Below are 22,426 nucleotides of genomic sequence, written 5' to 3' on the forward strand. Positions count from 1 at the left end.
AAAAAGTTTAGTTTTGCAAAATGCAGTTCAAATTAGAATCAAAATTTAAACCTACTGGAGATCAACCTGAAGCAATTAAACAATTAGTTGAAGGTGTTAATTCAGGTGAAAAATATCAAACGTTGTTGGGTGTTACAGGATCTGGAAAAACATTTACGGTAGCAAATTTGATTCAAGAAGTTGAAAAACCAACATTGGTTTTAGCGCATAACAAAACCCTAGCAGCACAATTATATTCAGAGTTCAAACAATTTTTCCCTAACAATGCGGTAGAATATTTTGTTTCGTACTATGATTATTACCAACCTGAAGCCTTTTTACCAACTACAGGAACCTATATTGAAAAAGATTTATCTATTAACGAAGAGATTGAAAAACTAAGAATTAGTGCTTCTTCTGCCTTACTTTCAGGAAGAAGAGACATAATTATTATTGCTTCGGTTTCGTGTATTTATGGTATTGGAAATCCGGTTGAATTCAAAAAAAATATCATTTCAATTGAAGTAGACCAAACAATTGCAAGAACACAATTTTTGCAGCAATTGGTTACTAGTTTATATTCTAGAACTGAAACTGAAGTAAGCAGCGGAACGTTTAAAGTAAAAGGCGACACCATTACAATTTACCCTTCGTACGGAGAACACGCTTATAGAGTTCATTTCTTTGGAGATGAAATTGAAGAAATTGAAAGTTTTGATGTAACCAATAATATGGTTGTTGAAAAATTTGAGCAACTCAATATTTATCCTGCAAATTTATTTGTAACCTCACCAGATGTTTTACAAAATGCCATTCACGCCATTCAGGAAGATTTAATGAAACAGTATGAATATTTCAAAGAAATTGGAAAGCATTTAGAAGCAAAACGACTAAAAGAGCGTACAGAATTTGATTTAGAAATGATTCGTGAATTAGGATACTGTAGCGGTATTGAAAACTATTCAAGATATTTAGACGGAAGAGAACCTGGCTCAAGACCTTTCTGCTTATTAGATTATTTCCCTGATGATTATTTAATGATTATTGATGAAAGTCACGTTACCGTTTCACAAGTACACGCAATGTATGGTGGAGATAGATCTAGAAAAATAAATTTGGTTGATTACGGATTTAGATTAACCGCAGCGATGGATAACAGACCATTAAAATTTGATGAATTTGAAATGATTCAAAATCAAGTGGTTTATGTTAGTGCTACACCTGCAGATTATGAATTGGAAAAAACAGAAGGTGTGGTAGTTGAACAAGTAATCAGACCAACCGGTTTGTTAGATCCAATTATTGAAGTACGTCCAAGCTTAAACCAAATTGATGATTTAATTGAAGAAATTCAAGTTAGAGTAGAAAAAGACGAACGTACTTTAGTAACTACTTTAACTAAAAGAATGGCAGAAGAATTGACAAAATATTTAACTAGAATTCAAATTCGCTGTCGCTATATCCACTCTGATGTTGATACTTTAGAACGTGTTGAAATTTTAGAAGACTTACGTAAAGGATTATTTGATGTACTTATTGGAGTTAACTTATTACGTGAAGGATTAGATTTACCAGAAGTTTCATTAGTAGCTATTTTAGATGCCGATAAAGAAGGTTTTTTACGCTCACACCGCTCTTTAACTCAAACAATTGGTAGAGCAGCAAGAAATGTTGAAGGAAAAGCAATTATGTATGCTGATAAAATAACCAGTAGTATGCAACAAACTATTGATGAAACAGAACGCAGAAGACAAAAGCAAATAGCATATAACACTGCTAATAACATTACACCTACCCAAATTAAAAAGAGCATTGAAAGTACTTTGGCAAATAATACAGGTGCTAGTTACCAATATGATGCCACTGCAAATATGGCTGCTGAAGAAGAATTAGGTTATTTATCTAAATCTGAAATTGAGCAAAAAATTAGAGACAAAAGAAAAATGATGGAAACTGCTGCAAAAGCATTAGACTTTTTGGTTGCAGCAAAATTAAGAGATGAAATTAAAGTATTGAAAGAGAAATTATAAAACCGCACTGCTGTTTAATATTTCAACAATCATTGCTGCGTAAGAATCTTTTCCTTTTTCAAGTATTTCAATAGGAACGCGTTCATTTTCATTATGAATTTTCTCTAAATATGCTCTACTTAAAATAACAGGTGTAATTGCATAACCTGGTACATTAAACAATCTAAAAGCACCAACATCATTAAAATTAGGTAACAAGGTTGAAATAATATCACTTTTAGGATACATAGTTAACAAGGCTTTTTCTATACTTTTATAATAAATACTTTCAGTATCTGAAGGTGTAACACCAGGCATATTTTCTTTAATTGAAATTTGTATGGCATCATTTTTTAATTTTTTTCGTAAATCACTTAAAAATTGTTCACTTGATTCATAAGGCAATAATCTACAATCTAAAGTTGCGGTTACTTTACTTGGAATAACATTAATTGCATCACCTTCACTATGCACACCTGTACAAGTTATGGTATTTGAGAATAAGGCAAATAATTCTTCTTTTTCTCTTAATTTAGATGTTAATGCCCATTTAAACAATTTTGGATGTTTTAGTACCCAACCGGTAAATCCTTTTTCAATAGCACCTAATTGTTTTAAAAACTCAACATTTAAATCGTTAAATACAACTTTCGATTTTTTCTTTAAAACACGATGCAAAGCTTCATTCATATCTTTAGTCACATAACTTTTAGGACTAACAGAACCGTGACCAAATGTTTTTATAGAAAGCTCTAGTTCAATCCACAAAGCACGTTTATGAGCTACCGAAATTCCAAACAAAGGCGTGGTACTTTCCGGATCTAAAATTCCTATTAATCCAGGTGCTCCTTCACCAATAACCATTGCAGGATTTAGTTCTTCCAAATAATTTTTCACTACAAATTTTGCGCCACCATCACCTTGCGTTTCTTCAACAGAAACTGCTAAAAAAGTAATATTATATGGCAATTGTGTATCTTTATACTTCGCCTTTAAATCTAATATTGAAAATAGCTGCATAATGCCATTTCCTTTATTATCAAAAGCGCCTCTTCCCCACACTTCTGTATCTGTAATAGTTCCTGAATATGGTGGAAATTCCCACTTTTCTAAATCTCCTTCAGGAACCACATCAATATGATTTAATAAAATAATATTGGGTAATTTTTTAGACAATGGATATAATGAAGCTGAAAAATTATAATTCCCATTTTCTTGTCCCATTTCTGTAACAAACAAGCCTTTTTCTTTACAAAGTGCTTTTAGCCATTCACCTGCTTCTTTTTCTTGCCCGCTAGTAGAATTAAATTGAAGGTAACGACTTAATGTTTCCTCAATTTTTAACGTAGGAGTATCAATGTTGTTTTGAGTATGCGCAACTTGGTTTTGTGAAAAAACTTTTGTTCCTACAAAAAGAACCAGAAAACAAAAGAAAAGAGAATATGCCTTTTTCATAAAAAATATAGATAACACTCAAAAATATACTTATTTATTGTTAATTTCAAGATTCTGAAGAAAAATCCTTTGGAAAAATAAACACTGCAAGCAAATCTTTAATAAGTATATTTGCGTTTTAGATAAATTATGAGTTTTACACTACTTTCTTCGCCTTTACAGGGTTTTACTGATTTTAGATTTAGAAATGCATTTAATGAGCATTTTGGAGGCATTGACACTTTTTACGCTCCATATATAAAACTAAACGGAAAACTTCATATAAAACCAGCTTATGAACGTGACATTCTTCCTGAAAATAATACAAATATTACGGTAATTCCGCAGGTTATGACCAATAGTGCTGAAGAATTTTTATTTGTAGCCAACTATGTAAAACAACTAGGATACAATGAATTAAATTGGAATTTAGGCTGTCCTTACCCAATGGTTACAAAACGAGGAATGGGTTCAGGATTAATTTGTGATTTTGTAAAAATTGAAAATATTCTGAAAGAAGTTTATGAAAAATCAGACATAACGGTTTCTATGAAAATGCGAATGGGTTATGAAAACAGTCAGGAAATTTTAGAAACGCTTCCGGTGCTAGATCAATTTCCTTTAAAAAACATTGCCATTCACGCACGCATAGGGAAACAATTGTACAAAGGTGGTGTTGATTTAAATGCGTTTGAAAAATGTATAGCTTATACAAAGCACAAATTGTATTACAACGGTGATATTACTTCTATTGCCGGATTTAAAAAAATGCAAGAACGCTTTCCAACTATAGATCATTGGATGATTGGAAGAGGACTAATTGCAGATCCTTTTTTACCAAGTATGATTAAAAATAATACAGAAATACACCCTTCAAACAACATTGAACTTTTTAGAAATTTTCACGATACTATTTACAATGCTTATGGTGAAGCACTTTCAGGACAACATCATTTACTGCTAAAAATGACTAGCTTTTGGGAATATTTTGCAACTCAATTTTCAGATCCTCGCAAAACATTTAAAAGAATTAAAAAAGCTAAAAGCATCAAAAATTATAATTTAGCTGTTTCAGAAAATTTAAAAAATCTGTAAAATACTAAGCACTATCATTCTTTAAACTGATTACTGTCATAGTTCACATTTACTTTTGGTATTACATTTAAATAGAGGTCTCCCTGCCTATATATTAATTTAAATTAAAAGTCATGAAAAAAGTAATTTTAAGTTTATTTATTCTTGGATTAATGTTTCAAGGGTATTCTCAAAAGATTAAAACTGAAGAACTCTCAGAGGTTGTAATTGCCGCAACAAATTATAAGTATTTAAGTGCTACCGGACTAGAAAATGCTTCAATTCCAATTGCATTATTAGAACAAAAAGTTGCCAGTTATGATTTAAAAGATTCTGATGTTTATAACGATGAATATGATTCTTATGTGGTTTCATTTTATATTCCTGAAGGAAAAATATTAGCTGCTTATAATAAAGATGGTAATATTATAAGAACAGTTGAAAAATTTGAAAATATAAAGCTTCCTAAAGCAGTATATTCAAAAATTTTAGAACAATATCCAAATTGGATTATTGTAAAAGATGTTTATTTAGTGAACTATCACGATCAAGGTGGAATTCATAAAAAATATAAACTAACCTTAGAAAATGGAGATAAACGCATTAAAGTTAAGTGTGATCCTGAAGGAAATTTTCTATAAATAAACAAGAAGCTGTTTTAATTGTCTCATTAAATTAAAACAGCTTCTTTAAAAAAATAAACTTATAAACTTCACTTAATAAAAAAGTTTTATAAGACACTTTTTACTACTCGTTATTTTCAATTCCTATATTTTAAATTGATATATATCATTTTTTTTGAAGTCTTTCAGCTTTAACTTTAATAAGCGAAACTTGACAAAAATGATATTTCATGGCAATTTCAATTAAAATAGCACAAAATTTTAAATCATTTTTAATCGAAATTGGAGAACTTTCATATTTCGCAGGTAGATACTTTAAAGAAGCTTTTTCAAAACCTTTTGAATTTAAAGAATTAGTAAGGCAATGCTATAATATGGGAAACAGATCCTTGCTGCTAGTTGGCGTTACAGGATTTATTTTAGGCTTGGTATTTACCTTACAATCTAGACCAACTTTAATGGAATTTGGCGCAGAATCTTGGATGCCATCAATGGTAAGTATTTCAATTGTTAGAGAAATTGGACCTGTAATTATTGCGCTAATTTGTGCCGGACGTATAAGTTCAGGAATTGGTGCCGAATTAGGTTCCATGAAAGTTACTGAACAAATTGATGCCATGGAAGTATCTGGAACAAATCCCTTTAAATACCTTGTTGTTACACGGATTACAGCTGCAATGCTTATGCTTCCGTTACTCATAATTTTTGGAGACGCTATTGCACTAGTTGGATCTGCAATTATTGAATATTTAAAAGGCGATGTTTCCTTTTTACTCTATTTTAATAAAGTAAGTAATGCTTTAAAATTCTCAGATATTATACCTGCTACATCCAAATCATTTTTCTTTGGATTTGCCATTGGCTTGGTAGGCTGTTTTAAAGGTTATAATTGCAAAAAAGGAACTATGGGTGTTGGTGAAGCCTCAAATTCGGCTGTTGTATATGCATCTATGCTATTGTTTATTATTGATTTTATTGCCGTATTTATTACAGATATTTTCTTTCATTTTTAAGTATGAAAACAAAAAATAACATAGCGCCCGTTTTAAAAATTGAAGCTCTCACAAAAAGCTTTGAAAATAACCACGTTTTAAAAGGTTTCTCTATGGAAATGTACCAAGGTGAAAACTTGGTAATTATGGGAAAATCAGGTTCAGGTAAATCGGTAATGATTAAATGCTTGGTAGGATTAATACAACCCGACAGTGGAATTATTGAAATTATGGGGAAACAAATTTCAACCCTTTCAAATCAAGAACTAAATCATTTAAGAACTGAAATAGGTTTTCTTTTTCAAGGAAGTGCTTTATACGATTCTATGACCGTACGCGAAAATTTAGAGTTTCCACTAAGAAAGCATAAACGAAATCAAAAAGACATTCAATTTCTTGTCGAAGAAACACTAGATAGTGTTGGGCTTTTAAATGCTATTAATTTAATGCCTGAAGAACTTTCTGGCGGAATGAAAAGACGTGTAGCACTGGCAAGAGCTTTAATTTTAAAACCAAAAATTATTATTTATGATGAACCTACTACAGGACTTGATCCTATTACAGCTAAAGAAATAATACAATTAATGAGAGAAATTCAGCAACACTATAAAACTTCATCACTCATTATCACACACGATATTGATTGCGCTAGAGTTATTTCAAATAGAATGATTTTATTAATTGACGGAATGAATTATGCAGAAGGCACATTTCAAGAATTACTAAATTCAAAAGACAAAAAAATTCAAGCTTTCTTTAAATAAGCAACGCCATGGAAAAATCAAATACACAAAAAATAAAATTAGGCTTATTTGTAATTACAGCTACACTCCTACTAATTACACTGCTGTATTTTGTTGGAGATCGTCAAAATCTTTTTGGTAAAAATTTTAAAATTAGTGCCATTTTCAACAATGTAAACGGTTTACAATTAGGAAACAATGTACGTTATGCAGGTATAAATGTTGGAACTGTAAAAAATATTGTAATGATAAATGACACTACTATTTGTGTAGATATGGTGCTTGAAAATAACATTTTAAAACATATAAAAAAGAATGCACTTGCCAACATTGGCTCAGATGGTTTGGTTGGAAGTATGGTAATTAATATTATTCCAAATACTGCTACTGCTCTTCATTTAAAACCAGGTGACACTATTAAATCTTACACCAATATTTCAACTGCTAGTATGTTAAACACGCTAAATACAACCAATAAAAATGCTGCTATTCTTACATCAGATTTATTAAAAATCACCAATTCTATAAATGAAGGAAAAGGAACAGTTGGTTTACTATTAAATGATACAGAAATGGCTTTAAACCTAAAAAAAACAAGTGAAAATTTAAGAGTAGCAAGTGAACAAACCTCCACTACAATTTCCCAAATAAATACAATAATTTCAGCCATAAATTATAATGAAAGTGTTGCTGCTGTACTATTAAGTGATACTATTGCGGCTAAGCAATTAAAAACTACTATTTTAAATTTAGAAAAATCAAGCACTGAAATTAATGAAGTAGTCTCAAATTTAAATACCGTTATGTTTAAAATAAATAATGGAAACGGCACCTTAAGCCTCCTGTTAAATGACACTTTATTAGTTAAAAACATAGACACTACTATGTTAAATATTAAAGAAAGTAGTGTATTACTTAATGATAATTTAGAAGCCTTAAAACATAGTTTTTTATTAAAAGGTTATTTTAAAAAACAAGAAAAGAAACTTCAAAAAGAAGAAAAAAAATAGTGTAAACTATAAAAGTTAAAAAAATGAAAATAGAACATTTAGAAGAACGAATTAACGACTACAAAGTATCTATTCAAACTGTAGTTGAAAAAAAAATATATTGGGAAACAACTACCAAAAAATTATTGCTTAAAACTTTAAATAATGTAGTGCAACAATATAAAATTGGTTGGCGCGTACAGGAGCTAAGTTGGATCAACACTAACGAAGCTGTAAATATTACATTCGACTCATTTCCGCCAGATTTAATTACGAAAACCAATCAATTACCAACTTACCAATTTATACAAGGTGGTGCTTTGGTATTTTCACAAACATATAGCGGAGATGTTAACGTTTTTATTTTGCTTCCGCTACCAGATATCATAAATGAACATGAAAGTGATGCTGATTTGGCTACATATCCTCCACATAAATTAACAGAGAAAATTATTCTTGAAAAAATTGATGAGTTTTTAAAAAAAATGATTGCTTGGGAAGTACCAACAATAAAAAACAAAGTAGGATATCTTCAATAAACATCAAACTACAAAATCCCACAAACAAACTAATTCAAAAAAAACAACACTTTAAACAAAATTAAACACTTAAAAATTAAGATTTTAACTTTATTTTTCCGAAATTTATAGTAAGTATGAATATTAACTTATTTTACTATGTTTCATCAAAATCCAAATATTTTCAATATCCTTTTCGAAGCTATTCCTGAAGGTGTAATTATTGTAAATGATAAACAAACTATAATTGCGGCTAACACTTCTGCCGAAAAAATGTTTGGCTATTCAAAAGATGAGTTAATGCAACAATCTTTAACCATTTTACTTCCTAAAAAATATAAAAATCACCATTCGCGTTATTTCAATTCTTTTCTCGAAAAAAAAATTACACGTAAAATTAAGCACGGCTCAAACTTACACGGAGTTACTAAAGAAAAAAAACAATTTCCCGTTGAAATAGGATTAAGTCCTTTTAATTTAAATAATGAAACCTTTGTAATTGCGTTAATTATTGATATTTCTATTAGAAAAGAAAACGAAAAGAAAATTGAAAGTCTGAATTTAAATTTAGAAAAGAAAATTAAGCAACGTACGGCACAATTAAACAATACAATTAAACAATTAAAAGAGCTTAATTTTAATTATAAAGAAGAAATAAATAAGCGAATAGAAGCTGAAAATAAAATTAAAGCAGCACTTCAAAAAGAAAAAGAGTTAAATGAACTAAAAACAAAATTTCTCTCTTTGGTATCACATGAATTTAAAACACCGCTTAGTGGTATTTTAACATCAACAATGCTTTTAAATAAATACCAACTTACCGAGCAGCAACCAAAAAGAGACAAGCATATTACAACCATTGCAAACAAGGTAAACTACCTAAATAATATTTTAAATGATTTTTTATCTATTGAACGGTTAGAAACCAATAAAATAACCTACACATTTACAACATTTAATTTAAGTAAAATTGTGAATGAAGTTGTTTACAACGCTAATTTAATGTTGAAAAATGGCCAAAAAATTAGTACTCCACAAAATATTGATGAGTTTACATTGCACCAAGATGAGAAAATTTTACAACTTTCTTTATCAAATATTATTTACAATGCTATTAAATATTCACCCAATAATACAACCATAAATTTAAATGTTTTTAAGCAGCACAAAAACATTGTATTTGAAATTAGTGATGAAGGAATTGGCATTCCTGAAAATGATCAAAAATTTATATTTAACCGCTATTTTAGAGCTGAAAACGTATTAAATGAACAAGGCACCGGAATTGGTTTAAATATTGTAAAATCCCATTTAGAAAACATAGGAGGATCCATTACTTTTAAAAGTAAAGAACACCAAGGATCTGTATTTACTTTTAAAATACCAATAACAAGTAAATTATGAAAAAGGTTTTATTTATAGAAGATGATGTAACAGTAAGAGAAAATACTGCCGAACTTATAGCTTTAGCCGGTTACCAAGTTTTTACTGCCGAAAATGGTAAAACAGGAATTTATGAAGCCAAAAAAAATCTTCCTGATATTATTATTTGTGACATTATGATGCCTGAATTAAACGGTTATGGAGTTCTTCAAATTTTATCTAAAGACAATGCTACTAAACATATTCCTTTTATTTTTCTTTCAGCAAAAACAGAATATTCAGATATTAGAAAAGGTATGAATTTAGGTGCTGATGATTATTTAACAAAACCCTATGACGAGTCTGAACTATTTAGTGCCATAGAAAGCAGATTGGCGAAAGTTGTTATACACCAAGAAAACTTAGCTGTAAAACGCACTAAAAACACCGAAATTCAACTAAAATCATTAGAACATTTAAAACATTTTTTTATAAAAAATGGAACTCAACAAAAATTCAATGCAGGCGAAATTATTTATCATGAAGGAGGCAATTCAAACTTTGTGTATTTAATAGTTCAAGGGATTATAAAAACGTATAAAATTGATGAACAAGGAAAAGAATTAATTACTGTACTTCATAAAGAAGATGATTTTTTTGGCTTTACATCTTTTAATAACAACATACCTTATCAAGAATCTGCCACTGCAATTGAAAATAGTACTATTTGCCGATTTACAAAGCCAGAACTACAAGAGGTTTTAAAAAACAATCACCACGTAACTTTGGAATTGATAGATTATTTAACCGGAAATGTAGCAGAAATTAAAGAACATTTGTTAGAAATGGCGTATAGTTCGGTACGCAAAAAAACAGCAAGCACCATTTTACAATTCAACCAAAAAATGGCAAAACATTCTAATGAAAGTATTAAAATTTCTAGAAGTGATTTAGCAAGTATTGCTGGTATTGCAACAGAAACATTTATTAGAACACTTTCTGATTTTAAAAAAGAAGGCATTATTGAAATTGAAGCCCGAAATATTAAAATTTTAGATTTAGACAAATTAAAAAAAGTGAATTGATATATATCATTTTAAATCAACTTATTAGACTTTAACTTAGATATTAATTTATAAAACCTTGCATCATGAAAAATATACTAATACCTACCGATTTTTCTGAAAACTCTTGGAACGCTATTTCATACGCTCTAAATTACTTTAAAAACACTTCTTGTAATTTTTACTTATTACACGTAACATTAATTTCAAATTATATAGCTGCCGGTGATCCGCCAGTATATCAATCAAACGAAAGTTTTATTAAACCTATTTTAGAACAAGCCAAAGAGTCCTTACAAACTCAATTAAAAAAAATTGAAGAGTTACACCCAAATCCAAAACATACCTTTTTTCCAATTAGCAATTACGACTTTTTTGTAAATGCCATAAAAAGCCAAATAAAAGATAAAAACATTGATCTTATTGTAATGGGTACAAAAGGCGCTTCAGGTTTAAATGAAGTAATTGTTGGTAGTAATACCGGAGATTTAATTACACAAGTAAAATATCCTGTATTAATTGTTCCTGAAAATGCAAAGTTTACTATCCCAAAAGAAATTGCATTTCCTACAGATTATAATATTTCTTACCAAGCTAAAATTTTAAATACTATTGAAGAATTTTCAACTATGTACAACTCTTCAATACGAGTGCTTCATATTGCTCCAAAAAATAAAGAATTAACAAACTTTCAATTAGAAAACAAAGGGTACTTACAAGCATTCTTTACAGGAGAACAACACGGTTTTCATAGAATAACAAATAATAAAATTGAAGCCGGAGTACAATGTTTTATAGAAAGTAGAAATACAAATTTAATTGTAATGGTAGCAAAAAACATTAATCTATTTCAACGAATTTTATTTAAACCAACTATAGAAGAAATTAGTTACCATATTGAAATCCCATTTTTAGTATTACATGAATAGTTTTAAACTTAATTATTATGGAAAATATTTCATTTTTTTTAGCCAAATTTTGGGGTTGGTACTTAATTATTTTCTTTACTATTTTAAGTTTTAATCCTAAAAGAATTGTTCAAACTATTAAAGATTTACAAGATCAAAAATTTGTAATTTTAATATCTTTTATTGCTATTATAATTGGACTATTAAATATTTTGTCACATAATTTATGGGAAAATGATTGGAGAATATTAATCACAATTATTGGCTGGACAGCATTATTTATTGGACTTTCACTTTTTATTATACCTAAAAAAACGGCTGTATTTATAGATTTTGTAAATGTAAAATTTGTACAAGTTTTGTATGTTCTATTGTTTTTTATTGGACTTTATTTATTGAATAAAGGGTACGGAATTATAATTTCATAGTTTGACAACAATCATTCACTAGATTGATTCAAATCATTTAACTGAGCATTTAAAATATTTTATAGAGACACCTTAAAGTAAAAACTCTTCAAATATTAAAGGTTTCAATTCTTTTGGAAGCTCTGTTCTTATGTCTTCTAACTCGCCAAAAGAAATGTATTTACGCAATGCTAAAAACGTTGTTTTAATATATTTGGTAGTTTCATCATCAGATCCAAAATCATGGACAGATGTAACACCGTCAAACCTATTTACTAAATCTATAAATTCAACCAAACTTCTAATTCTTTCTTTTTTATGACCAGACCATCCGTTTACATATACAGCTTTTAAAAACATTGGTAGCTGAGCCATTAGTTGTAATGATTCTTCGGTTGAAATAACTTCTCTCAATCCGTGCAATACAGCAGATAAAATACGCCCTGCTTTATTAACGTCATCAACCTTTATTTTTTCTGCATACTCTTTCATAAAAGTATTTGCTTCTACTGCGTATTGATTAAAATTTAGTGCCATGATTTTATGTATTTAAAATTCGTAAATATCCCATTTCATATCTTTTTTTAAAACTGCAACCCTGTGAGGAGCTATAAATTTAGAACGAAGCTTAGGTGGATTTTCGTGACTATTTTTCGGCAATGTGTAATTTATTGGGTTCTCTAAGTATTTAATTATTTCGCCAGATGTATCAATAATATATTCTTCAATTTTAGAATTTCTCAAAGCTTTTTTTAATACTTTATTATACCCAATTGAATCTTGTAAGTGCACTACAACTAATGCATATCCATTCTCAAAATTTGAGGCATTTAAATAGGTTGCAGGAATTATTTCATTTCCCTGTTCGTTTATAAAACCATAAAAATAAACACCATTCTTTAATCGTTTAATTAGGCATCTTTTATCATTAAATTCAGGAGAAAACCCTTTTTCGCCTTTTGTTAAAACAAAATCATTTCTAAAATCTATAACTAAATCTCCTTTTTTAGAAATAAATCCCCATTGATGGTCCTTTTTCACTGCTGCTAAATCATCGTTAAAAGGTAAAATCTCGTCAAAATCTGTTGCTAGTTGACAAAAACCAAAATAACTAACACACATACACACTATTAAACACACGCTATTTTTCATAATACACATTCTTTAATTACTTAAATTTATGTATAACATTAAAAATGTAAAATGATATTCCTCAATTTTAAAAAATGGTTTGGTCTAAAATTGTAATCATATGCTTTATTTCAGAAAACAATAAGAAAGTAGTTGATTGATATCATTTCATAAAATGTAATAAAGGCTTTATTTAGAGTAACAGTTAAGTTGAACCTTTAAAACTTGAACAAAATGAGAGCCAAACAAAAAAAAGACTGGTACGGTCGAGAAAAAAGCATTGAAGAATTACATGATGATGCACGAAACTGGATTTCTGAAATAGATTTTATAACCGATGAAATTCGTTTTTTAGAACGTTTATTAAGCTATAACTATATAAATTGTAAAGAAGCTGGTTTATTAGAAGAAATACAAAAGGTAATTAAAAAAATTACTGCTGAAAAAAAGGTTGGAATTACAGCTAAAGAAGTGATTCAAGAGCAAGAAAGAATATTATCAAATTTAATTAAAACAAACGCAGCTTCCCAAAACGAAAACTATTTTGACACACACCAAAAACTTGAAGCCGAAATTCGTTTTTATATTCATAAATATAAAAATATTAAAAAAGAAATTTTTACAATTATTGAAACCATTTTAAAGAAAAAAGATCAAAAAAAACTAGTTTAAATTTTTTAATAAAACGGAAAAAACTATTCAAAAATTTAAAAACATAAGCAAAACATGCAACCAATAGTTAATATAGCACATTTTTAAGGTAAATTTATTTTCTAAAAACAATTAATTTTAATGAAAAACTAATTTTAAAATTATCAATTTATCAAAAAAAGCACACTAAATTTTTAAACTCATATTTTAGTATTACATATATTTTTGAAGTAATAATTAACACAACATAAACCACAAAACACTTTCAAATTTTTTATAAAAATGTATCTTTAGTAGATACTAATTTTATTTTAAAAATATGCGAATAGGTATTATAATTGGAAGAATTGGAGGAGTTGATGGTGTTGCGCTAGAAACAGAAAAATGGATTGAAGTTTTAAAAAAAATAGGCCACGAAGTTTATATCATGTCTGGAGAGTTTGAATCTTGGACAATAGATTACGAACACGACTATTTATACCCTGCATTGTCGTTTTTTTCTCCGGAAGCTGAATGGGAACAACGCAAAGCCTTTTTTGAACCAGACGAAAATCCTGAACCTTTATTAAACCATGTAGAAAGCTGGTCTGATACTATTGAAAAAGATATGCGTCAATGGGTACAAGATAAAAAAATTGAAGTACTTCTTTCTGAAAACGCATCGGCACTACCTTGTCAGCTATCAATGGGAATTGCCATTAAAAAACTAATAAAAAACACTGGTTTACCAATTGTAACACACGATCACGATTTTCATTGGGAACGTGGTGAACGTTACGTATCTGTTCATCCTGAAATTAACAAATATGTTGACGATAACTTTCCACTATTGCTTCCAAATGTAAAGCATGCAGTAATCAATACTTTTGGTGTAGAAACCTTCAAAAACAGATTTAACATTGACGCAACTTTAGTTCCCAATGTTATGGATTTTGACAGAATTTATGGCGTTCCAACGCCAGAAAATCAATTTTTCCTTAGAGATGTTGGCGTTACTGAAGATGAAATAGCATTATTACAAGTTACAAGAATTGTAAGGCGTAAAGGTATTGAAACCGCTATTTCACTAATTGACAAGCTAGATGACAAGAAGCTAAAATTGGTAATTACAGGAAATAATAACGATGATGAAAATAAAGAATATTACAATGAGTTGATTGATCAAATTCACGAATTAAACCTTTCAAATCAAATTATTTTTGCAGCACATAAAGTGCTAGATCACAAAGATTTATCTGATGTTTATGCACACGGAAGAGCTGCAACTTATTTTAGCACTTATGAAGGTTTTGGAAATGCCTTTGTAGAAACAGTGCTTGCAAAAAAACCAATTTTTGTAAATAATTACAAACCTGTTTACATGCAAGATATTGGCAACAAAGGGTTTGAAACAGTAATGATTGAAGATAGCAATTTAACACCAGAAAGTGTACAACAAATGTCTGATATTATTTACAACCCAAAACGATGTATAGAAATTGGCGAATACAACTTCAACCTTGGTAAAAAATACTTCTCATTTCAGGTCCTTGAAGAAAAATTAAGTAATCTATTTAAATTTTAAAATAAAGAATGATTAAAAAAAAGACAGCGAAAATTAGTAACATATTAAAAGAATTAAAAAAAGAAAAGATTAACACTTGGTTTGATTTAGGTTTATTTATAGATAAATTCAAAGATCAAAATTCAAAATCAGCCTTTAAAGGCTCCGCACAATCCTTTAATGCCGCCCTTGAAAAAGGAGGTATTGCTTTCCTCACATTTTATTATACCATTGATGGTATTACTGTTGAAACTGAAAAGTATGCAAAAACCTTTAAAAATATTTACCCCAATATTCCCATTCACTTTGTAGCCGGAGATATTAAACCTGAAGCTGATGAACTAATTCCAAAACACGCTTATAAAAAAGTAATTCCTGAAATGGAAGCATTTGACGCTTGGCCGTTGTACAATGATTTCTTTCATATTAAAATGGAACGTGGTAGCGAAGCCTATAACAAACTAATAGGCAAATTTTGGAAAGAAGTGTTGGTATTGGTAGAAAAATTAGGTACTTATATTGAAGAGAATAATATTTCGCTGCTCTATTTAATCAACGTTTGTTCAAACCCAGGAAATGTTTCGTTGGCCTTTGCAACCGTTTTACTTTCAGAATATTTAGGACTTCCGGTAATTAACAATAATCACGATTTTTATTGGGAAGGCGGAAATAAAGAAGTTGACATTAAAAATAAAGGTCTTAAAAAAGGACCACGAGATTTCTTTTTTCACAATGCACACGTTGGTGAACTTTTTTCTGTTATTGAAATGCTATATCCGTGGGAAAGTCGTTCTTGGATGAATGTAAACATCAATAAAATTCAACAAAATCATTTAATTGATATTAATGGCCACAACCCTGCAAATGTTGCATTATTAGGAACCGCAGTTGACACTAAAATGCATCAAATGAGTAAACGTGATATTATAAAAGCGTTTATGCAAGTATCAACAATTTTTGCCAATAAAAAAGATACCATTACCGTACACAAAGCTGCCAACCATACAAAAAGTGAACGCTCTTTAAAACCTATTTTATTAGGATATAAAACTATTAAAGAATTTGATTTTGTTAACAATAATATTGTTTTTTTACAGCCAACACGAGTAATTAGTAGAAAATCTATTGAGTTAAATTTTAAACTCATTCATCGTTTATTTTCACACGAAAACTTTACAGAAAAATTTATAACCAATCCACATTTAAAACTTTCATTAATTGTTTCAGGACCAATTCCACACGGTCAGCAACATTATTATGAAGATTTAAAAAAAGACTTTAATAAATTTTTAAACAAGCTACCAACCGAATTTAAATCTAGAGTACTTTTAGGTTTTTTATTTAGTGAATTCGACAAAAATGATTTCAAGAAAAAATATAAAAAACCATTAGACATTGAGCAATTATATGACGTTGCATCTTTAATTTTATTACCAAGTCAAACTGAAGGAAGAGGATTGCCAATTATTGAAGCTGCAGCTTGTGGTACTCCAATTTTTTGTAGACAATACGAACCAAGAGAAGTGTACGACGAGGTAATTGGCTATCATTTAGATGAATCATTACGTTTAAAAGTTCTTGAATTTAAAGGCTCTAAAGTACCAAAACAGTTGGCAGAAAAAATATGCGACCACGTATTTTATCCGCAAAACAGAATGGTAGATGTTACACACAACAGAAATGTAATTAACAAACGCTATAGCTTAGAATCATTAGAAAAAAGTATGAAATATATTCTGAAACGAATGTATTATCAATTAAACGCTATTTCTTCTGAAGTAAATCCACAAGTCATTCATTTATTAGAGCAGTACAAAAAATCTGTAAATTTTGAAAATGAAGATTTGCAAACCATTTTAAACAAAAAAACAAGACACTATTTACCTGGTTATGGTCGCTTGTCATTTATGCTCTATTTAAAATCTTTAATTGACCCTAGTTTTTTTAGAGTGGAACAGCAGCTTGTTAAAGGAAAAGTAATGAGTTATGCTAGAATGATGGAAAATGATATTCCAGATTTAGTAAATACAGATTTAGAACTTATTCACGAATATTACAATGCCATTGATGATATTTTTAGTTATGTAGATGGTGAATTTGCCATTCGTCACGATCACGCATTGGCTTATAGACATAGAAATAAAAAGTCATATGCATACCAAGCTTTTACCTATCAAGAAATTACAGGTTTGGTAAATATGATTTACAATGATGTTTTTAAACCTCAAAATTTAGCCGACTTAACATTAGCACCTCAGTTTTTTGCAGATTGGGAATTAGCGTTATTTCAACTAACAAATAGTAAATTTCTTGGCATTGACGACAGAAAAATATTAACTAAAAAGTTAAAAAATAACGTTCCAAAAGGATATTTCCCAGGACGATATATAAAGCACGAATTAGAATATTTTGTGTTACAACCTATAAGAGCTCAACTAAAATTAACCATTCAACAAGAACTTACACAAGAAGTACTTAACGCTAAAGGCACAACTTTAGAAAAAGTATACATTTTTATACACGAGCCAAGAATAACAAAATGGTTTTCAAGCGCCAATATTAAAGAATATTTAGAAAGTGGTAAAGAACCTGAACTAACTTTATTGTACAACGCTGGTATTGTTCAAATTATTGAAACCAAACAATGGTGTGAAGGTGTACATTTTCCTCAAATGGGTGCAAAAGCAATTCAAATTTTGCGTAAAATAAAAGAAGCAAACGGCTTCATTATTACCAATGGAGAACATGCTGCTATGATGACTGATATTGTTGAAATAGATCATTTCCACATTGGTAAAGTATTGTATGAAATGACTGCCAAAATTATGGGAATACCAAAAGACAGCGGTTTTATACAGTTTGTTCCTGCGGGAGTTCGTACTACTTTAGCATACCCTACTCCTATTCAAACAGCAAAAGACTTTGAACTTGTTCTAAAAAGCGAGCTTTTTAATGAACTTAAAAATACAATTGGTGAAGAAACCTTATTGCAACTTATTTCTAAAGATGCAATTGAAAATGGAACGCCAATTGCAAAACTTTTAGAGGAGATTAAAGACAGTTTAAGTGAAAACAATGCTATTGAAAAAGTAAAATCATCTTTTGCGGGTGGCGTTTATGAAGACGGTTTACCTTGGAGTGGTGTTTTAGCTGAAATTGACACCAAAAAACATAATTGGAAATTTGCAGCGCATATTGCCAATAAAGAGCCTAAAAATGTTCCAGCGCTTATAAAAGAATACCAAAAGAAAAATAAAAAGTCAGATAAAATTGAATTAGCCTGGAATGGTGGTTATATTTTAAACCCTGAATTGGTAGGAAAATTAGGGTTACCAGAAACCTATATTGGTTCGCCGTTAGGTTTATTAATTATGAATAACAAAGTATTTTGTCCGCCATTATTTAATAAACCTGCCTTTATTATTTATAAAAATGGAACAGTAGATATTAGAAAAGTAAACACCAAAGCTGGGTTTGTGGTAAAAGGCAAACAAAAAAGTATTGTTTTTGAAGCTAGTAATTACAACAAACATAGTTCTACAGCACCTTGCTTTTACGATTTATCATACAGTAACGAAACAATTGAAGGTAATGGCAATGTAATTGTAACAGTTGCAGGAAATACCGTTAAACAAATTCTTAAAACAAAGGCTAAAGAAACTTCATCTATAATTCCTGTTGGAATTACGTTATCAATCCCTTCAGAAATATTCTCAGAAACCCTTTTTGAAGTTGGTAAAACAATAGATATTCAATTATTAGAGCCAACTACAAACCCTTATAATTGGAGCGAAATTTTATATGCTATTGAAGCCGGACCCTTATTATTAGACGAAGGAAAGCAAGTACTAAATATGGAAGAAGAAGGTTGGAAAACAACCAATTCTATAAAAACACAAGCGGCACGATTAGACTTTACAGATATGCGTGGACCAAAAATTGCTGTAGGAATTACAAAAGAAGGTAAACTTATGGTGTTAATGGTTAACGGTAGAATTAGAGAATCTGTTGGTGCAACACATTTTGATATGGCCGATATTTTACAAAAATACGGTATGTACAAAGCGATGGGATTTGATCCTGGCGGAAGCAGCACATTGGTTGTTGACGATAAAATAATGAATATTTCACCTTATAATAAAAATTATGAAAAAGATATTTATTCTTTACCTCCAGAACCTAGATTTGTAGCAAATACAATAATGGCTTGGACTGAAGATTAAGTTTTAAATTTAAAACTATAAAAAAGCTCCTTTATAGGAGCTTTTTTATGTTGTTATCCTAAATATTCTAATTTAGAATAGCATTTATTAAATTACTATTTTAAGCCACAGCACTTTTTAAATTTAAGACCACTATTGCAAGGGCAAGGACTATTTCTGCCAATTGTTGCTTTGTTTTTAGTTAAGTTTCTTGAAGACATATCTTGCTTAAAAACACTTTCTAAATGTTTATACAATTCTGGATGTTTACGTTCTAGTAACTTAGGTCTTTCAAAAAAATACTCACTCGCAACAGAAAAAAACTCGGCGCTGTTAGTTCCTCCATACGGATTTATGTCAGATTCTTTATTATAAATTTCTTCAACCTTTTTATTAATAAGATCAATCCAAGGAATGGCATATTGCTTTTCCATTAATACAGATGGTATTCCGTCAATTGGTCCACCTGTTTTATCAATTAAATGTACAAATTCATGAATGGCTGTATTTTTTTTATCCGATTCATTTTGAAAACCATGTTTTAATGCTTGCTTAGACAATATCATAATCCCTTCCATAGGACCGTTGCCAACCATTCCTAAAATACGTCTATCAGATCCTTCCAATTCAAAATTCTCATTAAACATTGATGGATAAATTAATACCTCATAAAGACTTATATATTTCCAATCATTAAATCCAAATATTGGAATTACAGCACTTGCAGCCACTAAAATTTTATCGGTTGCATCAATATTAGTTTTAATTGGAGTAATTCTACAATTCAACAAAAATTCTTGAACTTTATACTCAAACCTTTTCTTTTCTTCATTTGACAATGAATTATAAAAAGTTACTTCTTTTATTAAAATAAGTTTCCATTCTTTTGGAAAAGGCTCTTTTGGAACAACCCATTTTGAATTATTTTTACGAAACCAACCAAATAAAATAACACCTACAGGAGCAATTATAAGTACAAATAGTATAAAATTCATTAAAAAATTAAATTCAGTTTTTTTGAATATTAGCAGTAAAAATTAGCGTTTATTAAAACCAATTAAGGTTAATTTATACAACTACTAATGTAAAGCAAATGTATTTAATATAAATGGATAGCTGCTAAAAAACGTGAATTTCTATTGTTTTAATACTCTTAATGTTACAATCAAAGAAAGCCTTATTTTTAACTATGTAATGCTTAAAATTTCATTGGCACTACTCTTTTAAAAAACATTAAAAAAAAGTTTAATATGATATAAATCATTTACATACAGTTTCTTAATTCATAAATTAGCAATGTTATTTGGTATCAATACAGTATTTTAATCCTCCAAAGGCATTATTTTCTTAATCCTCCTTTGGCATTAAAACTCTGTATTTATAGTGAATTTAGCCACTTCCTATTTGGAGGTGGCTTTTATTTTAAGTGTGTATTCCTTTCAATAAAAATTTTACACATTGAAGTTTTCAGATACAATTTTCTTAACTTTTTTATTTAATGTTGTAATTGCATTATAACTTGTATGTTCTAAAATAATCACCACTAAATCATCAACTGGGTATTGCGTAAGTCCTGTACTAAATCCATTCCATTTTCCATGATGATAAATTGTATTTTCACCTTTTGTTTTAATTCGAAAACCAAAACCATACGGAATTTTTTTACCTGAAATTGTTTCTCCTTTAGAGTACATTAAATTTAAAGACTCTTTTGAAAGTAAATTTCCATTATTTAAACCAACTATCCATTTAAACAAATCTTCACTTGTGGTGTACACATTTTTATCGCCAACAATAGCATCATTTACAGTACTGTTAATTTTTTGATGCCTCCAACCTCTATACAATCTATAGCCAACTAATTGATTACTTTTAATAGTATCATTTTCATAGCTGTAAACAAATGAATCTTTCATTTCTAAAGGATCAAAAATATTTTCTTTAACAAAATCGCTAAAACTTATACCTGATACTTTTTCAACAATAGAAGCTAACACAAAATAACCTGTGTTAGAATAATCAAAATTACGACCTGGCTTAAAAAATCTTTGCACATTGCTTACAGCTAACAAATCCATCATTTCACTATTTGTAGGTGCTTTATCCTGATTCCATTTATGTTCAGCAAGCCAAAAATACTTTGGTAAACCTGCTGTATGATTTAACAAGTTTTTTATAGTTACATTTTCATAAGGAAAGTCTGGAAAATAATTATTTACCGTATCTGTAAGTTGAATTTGATTTCTTTCAACCAATAGCATTATTGCTGCTGCTGTAAACTGCTTACTAACAGAAGCTAATTGAAATAATGAAGTTTCTTTTAATGGTTCTTTTTTTCTAAAATCGGCATAACCAACTTGGTTGTTGTACAAAATTTTTCCATTTTTAGCTACTAACAAAGCTCCATGAAAATCATGTCTTTTATTAATTCTTTTTAATAAAGAATCTAACTTATGACTTACCTTTTGAGTTTGATTTTCGGGAAAATGTTCTACTAAAATTGGCGAACGTTCTTCTTTTATTATTGTTTCTGAAATTGTTTCAGGTTCATTTTCTGTTCTAGAGCTCAACAAATAACTTAACAACGGAATACATAGAGCTAGGGCAATAAATTTAATGTATTTTTTCAAGGAATAATAGGGTTTAAAACTGCAAAATAACAATGAATCTTTTATTTACAAAACGATTATTTTTTTTTAACGCAAATTTTAAGATTTTATTGATTTTTGAGGATTCTTTTTATTTATAATCCCAAAAGAATATAGGTTTCAATTTAGAATTTTCAACAACAAATTAT

At 29.2% G+C, this 22,426-nt stretch carries 19 protein-coding genes; 14 read left to right on the plus strand and 5 right to left on the minus strand.

The genetic code is table 11. The features are described from left to right. Positions 1-20 precede the first annotated feature (20 nt). Complete coding sequence (uvrB, locus tag ACFQ5N_RS01825; protein ID WP_386807226.1) at positions 21-2,009, plus strand: excinuclease ABC subunit UvrB; 1,989 nt, start codon at positions 21-23, stop codon at positions 2,007-2,009. Here the strand turns inward: uvrB and ACFQ5N_RS01830 are convergent. Continuing rightward, positions 2,004-3,443 carry a M20/M25/M40 family metallo-hydrolase gene (locus ACFQ5N_RS01830; RefSeq protein ID WP_386807228.1) on the minus strand — a complete coding sequence of 480 codons (1,440 nt, stop codon included), beginning with the start codon at positions 3,441-3,443 and terminating at the stop codon, positions 2,004-2,006. The two genes, uvrB and ACFQ5N_RS01830, sit on opposite strands and share 6 nt — an antisense overlap. Before the next feature lie 129 nt (positions 3,444-3,572). Between ACFQ5N_RS01830 and ACFQ5N_RS01835 the strand changes: the two genes are divergently transcribed. The 10 genes from ACFQ5N_RS01835 (at position 3,573) to ACFQ5N_RS01880 (ending at position 12,123) form a co-directional block, all read left to right on the plus strand. Then, a complete protein-coding gene (locus ACFQ5N_RS01835; RefSeq protein WP_386807229.1) occupies positions 3,573-4,517 on the plus strand; it encodes a tRNA dihydrouridine synthase in 945 nt (314 codons plus the stop codon). A gap of 113 nt (positions 4,518-4,630) precedes the next feature. Beyond that, positions 4,631-5,137, plus strand: coding sequence for a nicotinate-nucleotide adenylyltransferase (locus tag ACFQ5N_RS01840; protein WP_386807231.1), 507 nt, complete (start codon positions 4,631-4,633; stop codon positions 5,135-5,137). A gap of 212 nt (positions 5,138-5,349) precedes the next feature. Then, positions 5,350-6,132: an MlaE family ABC transporter permease gene (locus tag ACFQ5N_RS01845; RefSeq protein WP_386807232.1), complete on the plus strand. Its 783-nt coding sequence runs from the start codon at positions 5,350-5,352 to the stop codon at positions 6,130-6,132. 2 nt (positions 6,133-6,134) lie between these two features. Then, a complete protein-coding gene (locus ACFQ5N_RS01850; RefSeq protein ID WP_386807233.1) occupies positions 6,135-6,875 on the plus strand; it encodes an ABC transporter ATP-binding protein in 741 nt (246 codons plus the stop codon). Positions 6,876-6,883: 8 nt separating this feature from the next. Next, complete coding sequence (locus ACFQ5N_RS01855) at positions 6,884-7,864, plus strand: MlaD family protein (RefSeq protein ID WP_386807235.1); 981 nt, start codon at positions 6,884-6,886, stop codon at positions 7,862-7,864. A 23-nt stretch (positions 7,865-7,887) separates the two neighbouring features. Then, positions 7,888-8,382 carry a hypothetical protein gene (locus ACFQ5N_RS01860; protein WP_386807236.1) on the plus strand — a complete coding sequence of 165 codons (495 nt, stop codon included), beginning with the start codon at positions 7,888-7,890 and terminating at the stop codon, positions 8,380-8,382. Positions 8,383-8,520: 138 nt separating this feature from the next. Beyond that, entirely contained in the window at positions 8,521-9,765 is a 1,245-nt protein-coding gene (locus ACFQ5N_RS01865) for a PAS domain-containing sensor histidine kinase (RefSeq protein ID WP_386807238.1), read from the plus strand. After that, a complete protein-coding gene (locus ACFQ5N_RS01870) occupies positions 9,762-10,808 on the plus strand; it encodes a response regulator (protein ID WP_386807240.1) in 1,047 nt (348 codons plus the stop codon). The genes ACFQ5N_RS01865 and ACFQ5N_RS01870 overlap by 4 nt, the downstream gene beginning before the upstream one ends. A 65-nt stretch (positions 10,809-10,873) precedes the next feature. Then, complete coding sequence (locus ACFQ5N_RS01875; RefSeq protein WP_386807242.1) at positions 10,874-11,716, plus strand: universal stress protein; 843 nt, start codon at positions 10,874-10,876, stop codon at positions 11,714-11,716. A 17-nt stretch (positions 11,717-11,733) separates the two neighbouring features. Beyond that, the gene (locus ACFQ5N_RS01880) at positions 11,734-12,123 is read left to right on the plus strand and encodes a hypothetical protein (protein WP_386807244.1); all 390 of its coding nucleotides are present in this window, start codon (positions 11,734-11,736) and stop codon (positions 12,121-12,123) included. Positions 12,124-12,195: 72 nt separating this feature from the next. Here the strand turns inward: ACFQ5N_RS01880 and ACFQ5N_RS01885 are convergent, their stop codons facing one another. Beyond that, a complete protein-coding gene (locus ACFQ5N_RS01885) occupies positions 12,196-12,639 on the minus strand; it encodes a DUF2267 domain-containing protein (protein WP_386807246.1) in 444 nt (147 codons plus the stop codon). 12 nt (positions 12,640-12,651) lie between these two features. After that, on the minus strand, positions 12,652-13,254 hold the full coding sequence (locus ACFQ5N_RS01890; protein ID WP_386807248.1) for a WG repeat-containing protein: 603 nt from the start codon (positions 13,252-13,254) through the stop codon (positions 12,652-12,654). 213 nt (positions 13,255-13,467) lie between these two features. Between ACFQ5N_RS01890 and ACFQ5N_RS01895 the strand changes: the two genes are divergently transcribed. The 3 genes from ACFQ5N_RS01895 (at position 13,468) to ACFQ5N_RS01905 (ending at position 19,650) form a co-directional block, all read left to right on the plus strand. After that, positions 13,468-13,905, plus strand: a complete 438-nt coding sequence (locus ACFQ5N_RS01895) for a hypothetical protein (protein ID WP_386807250.1) — start codon at positions 13,468-13,470, stop codon at positions 13,903-13,905. Between the two features lie 298 nt (positions 13,906-14,203). Further along, complete coding sequence (locus ACFQ5N_RS01900) at positions 14,204-15,448, plus strand: glycosyltransferase (RefSeq protein WP_386807252.1); 1,245 nt, start codon at positions 14,204-14,206, stop codon at positions 15,446-15,448. A gap of 8 nt (positions 15,449-15,456) precedes the next feature. Further along, entirely contained in the window at positions 15,457-19,650 is a 4,194-nt protein-coding gene (locus ACFQ5N_RS01905; RefSeq protein ID WP_386807254.1) for a phosphodiester glycosidase family protein, read from the plus strand. Between the two features lie 95 nt (positions 19,651-19,745). Here the strand turns inward: ACFQ5N_RS01905 and ACFQ5N_RS01910 are convergent, their stop codons facing one another. Together ACFQ5N_RS01910 and ACFQ5N_RS01915 are read right to left on the minus strand one after the other, a co-directional pair. Next, the gene (locus ACFQ5N_RS01910; protein WP_386807255.1) at positions 19,746-20,624 is read right to left on the minus strand and encodes a zinc-dependent peptidase; all 879 of its coding nucleotides are present in this window, start codon (positions 20,622-20,624) and stop codon (positions 19,746-19,748) included. Positions 20,625-21,080: 456 nt separating this feature from the next. Continuing rightward, on the minus strand, positions 21,081-22,259 hold the full coding sequence (locus ACFQ5N_RS01915; RefSeq protein ID WP_386807256.1) for a serine hydrolase domain-containing protein: 1,179 nt from the start codon (positions 22,257-22,259) through the stop codon (positions 21,081-21,083). Between the last annotated feature and the right edge of the window lie 167 nt (positions 22,260-22,426).

Origin of the sequence: Lutibacter holmesii (genome assembly GCF_042679665.1) — a bacterium.
In the GTDB taxonomy this organism is placed as follows: Bacteria; Bacteroidota; Bacteroidia; order Flavobacteriales; family Flavobacteriaceae; genus Lutibacter; species Lutibacter holmesii.

What these genes read in the sequence shown, in the direction of transcription:
- ACFQ5N_RS01910 (WP_386807255.1), bottom strand. Translation starts at nt 20,624, where the DNA reads ATGAATTTTATACTATTTGTACTTATAATTGCTCCTGTAGGTGTTATT.
- ACFQ5N_RS01850 (WP_386807233.1), top strand. Translation starts at nt 6,135, where the DNA reads ATGAAAACAAAAAATAACATAGCGCCCGTTTTAAAAATTGAAGCTCTC.
- ACFQ5N_RS01845 (WP_386807232.1), top strand. Translation starts at nt 5,350, where the DNA reads ATGGCAATTTCAATTAAAATAGCACAAAATTTTAAATCATTTTTAATC.
- ACFQ5N_RS01870 (WP_386807240.1), top strand. Translation starts at nt 9,762, where the DNA reads ATGAAAAAGGTTTTATTTATAGAAGATGATGTAACAGTAAGAGAAAAT.
- ACFQ5N_RS01855 (WP_386807235.1), top strand. Translation starts at nt 6,884, where the DNA reads ATGGAAAAATCAAATACACAAAAAATAAAATTAGGCTTATTTGTAATT.
- ACFQ5N_RS01880 (WP_386807244.1), top strand. Translation starts at nt 11,734, where the DNA reads ATGGAAAATATTTCATTTTTTTTAGCCAAATTTTGGGGTTGGTACTTA.
- ACFQ5N_RS01895 (WP_386807250.1), top strand. Translation starts at nt 13,468, where the DNA reads ATGAGAGCCAAACAAAAAAAAGACTGGTACGGTCGAGAAAAAAGCATT.
- ACFQ5N_RS01875 (WP_386807242.1), top strand. Translation starts at nt 10,874, where the DNA reads ATGAAAAATATACTAATACCTACCGATTTTTCTGAAAACTCTTGGAAC.
- ACFQ5N_RS01890 (WP_386807248.1), bottom strand. Translation starts at nt 13,254, where the DNA reads ATGAAAAATAGCGTGTGTTTAATAGTGTGTATGTGTGTTAGTTATTTT.
- ACFQ5N_RS01840 (WP_386807231.1), top strand. Translation starts at nt 4,631, where the DNA reads ATGAAAAAAGTAATTTTAAGTTTATTTATTCTTGGATTAATGTTTCAA.
- ACFQ5N_RS01900 (WP_386807252.1), top strand. Translation starts at nt 14,204, where the DNA reads ATGCGAATAGGTATTATAATTGGAAGAATTGGAGGAGTTGATGGTGTT.
- ACFQ5N_RS01835 (WP_386807229.1), top strand. Translation starts at nt 3,573, where the DNA reads ATGAGTTTTACACTACTTTCTTCGCCTTTACAGGGTTTTACTGATTTT.
- ACFQ5N_RS01865 (WP_386807238.1), top strand. Translation starts at nt 8,521, where the DNA reads ATGTTTCATCAAAATCCAAATATTTTCAATATCCTTTTCGAAGCTATT.
- ACFQ5N_RS01830 (WP_386807228.1), bottom strand. Translation starts at nt 3,443, where the DNA reads ATGAAAAAGGCATATTCTCTTTTCTTTTGTTTTCTGGTTCTTTTTGTA.
- ACFQ5N_RS01905 (WP_386807254.1), top strand. Translation starts at nt 15,457, where the DNA reads ATGATTAAAAAAAAGACAGCGAAAATTAGTAACATATTAAAAGAATTA.
- ACFQ5N_RS01885 (WP_386807246.1), bottom strand. Translation starts at nt 12,639, where the DNA reads ATGGCACTAAATTTTAATCAATACGCAGTAGAAGCAAATACTTTTATG.
- uvrB (WP_386807226.1), top strand. Translation starts at nt 21, where the DNA reads ATGCAGTTCAAATTAGAATCAAAATTTAAACCTACTGGAGATCAACCT.
- ACFQ5N_RS01860 (WP_386807236.1), top strand. Translation starts at nt 7,888, where the DNA reads ATGAAAATAGAACATTTAGAAGAACGAATTAACGACTACAAAGTATCT.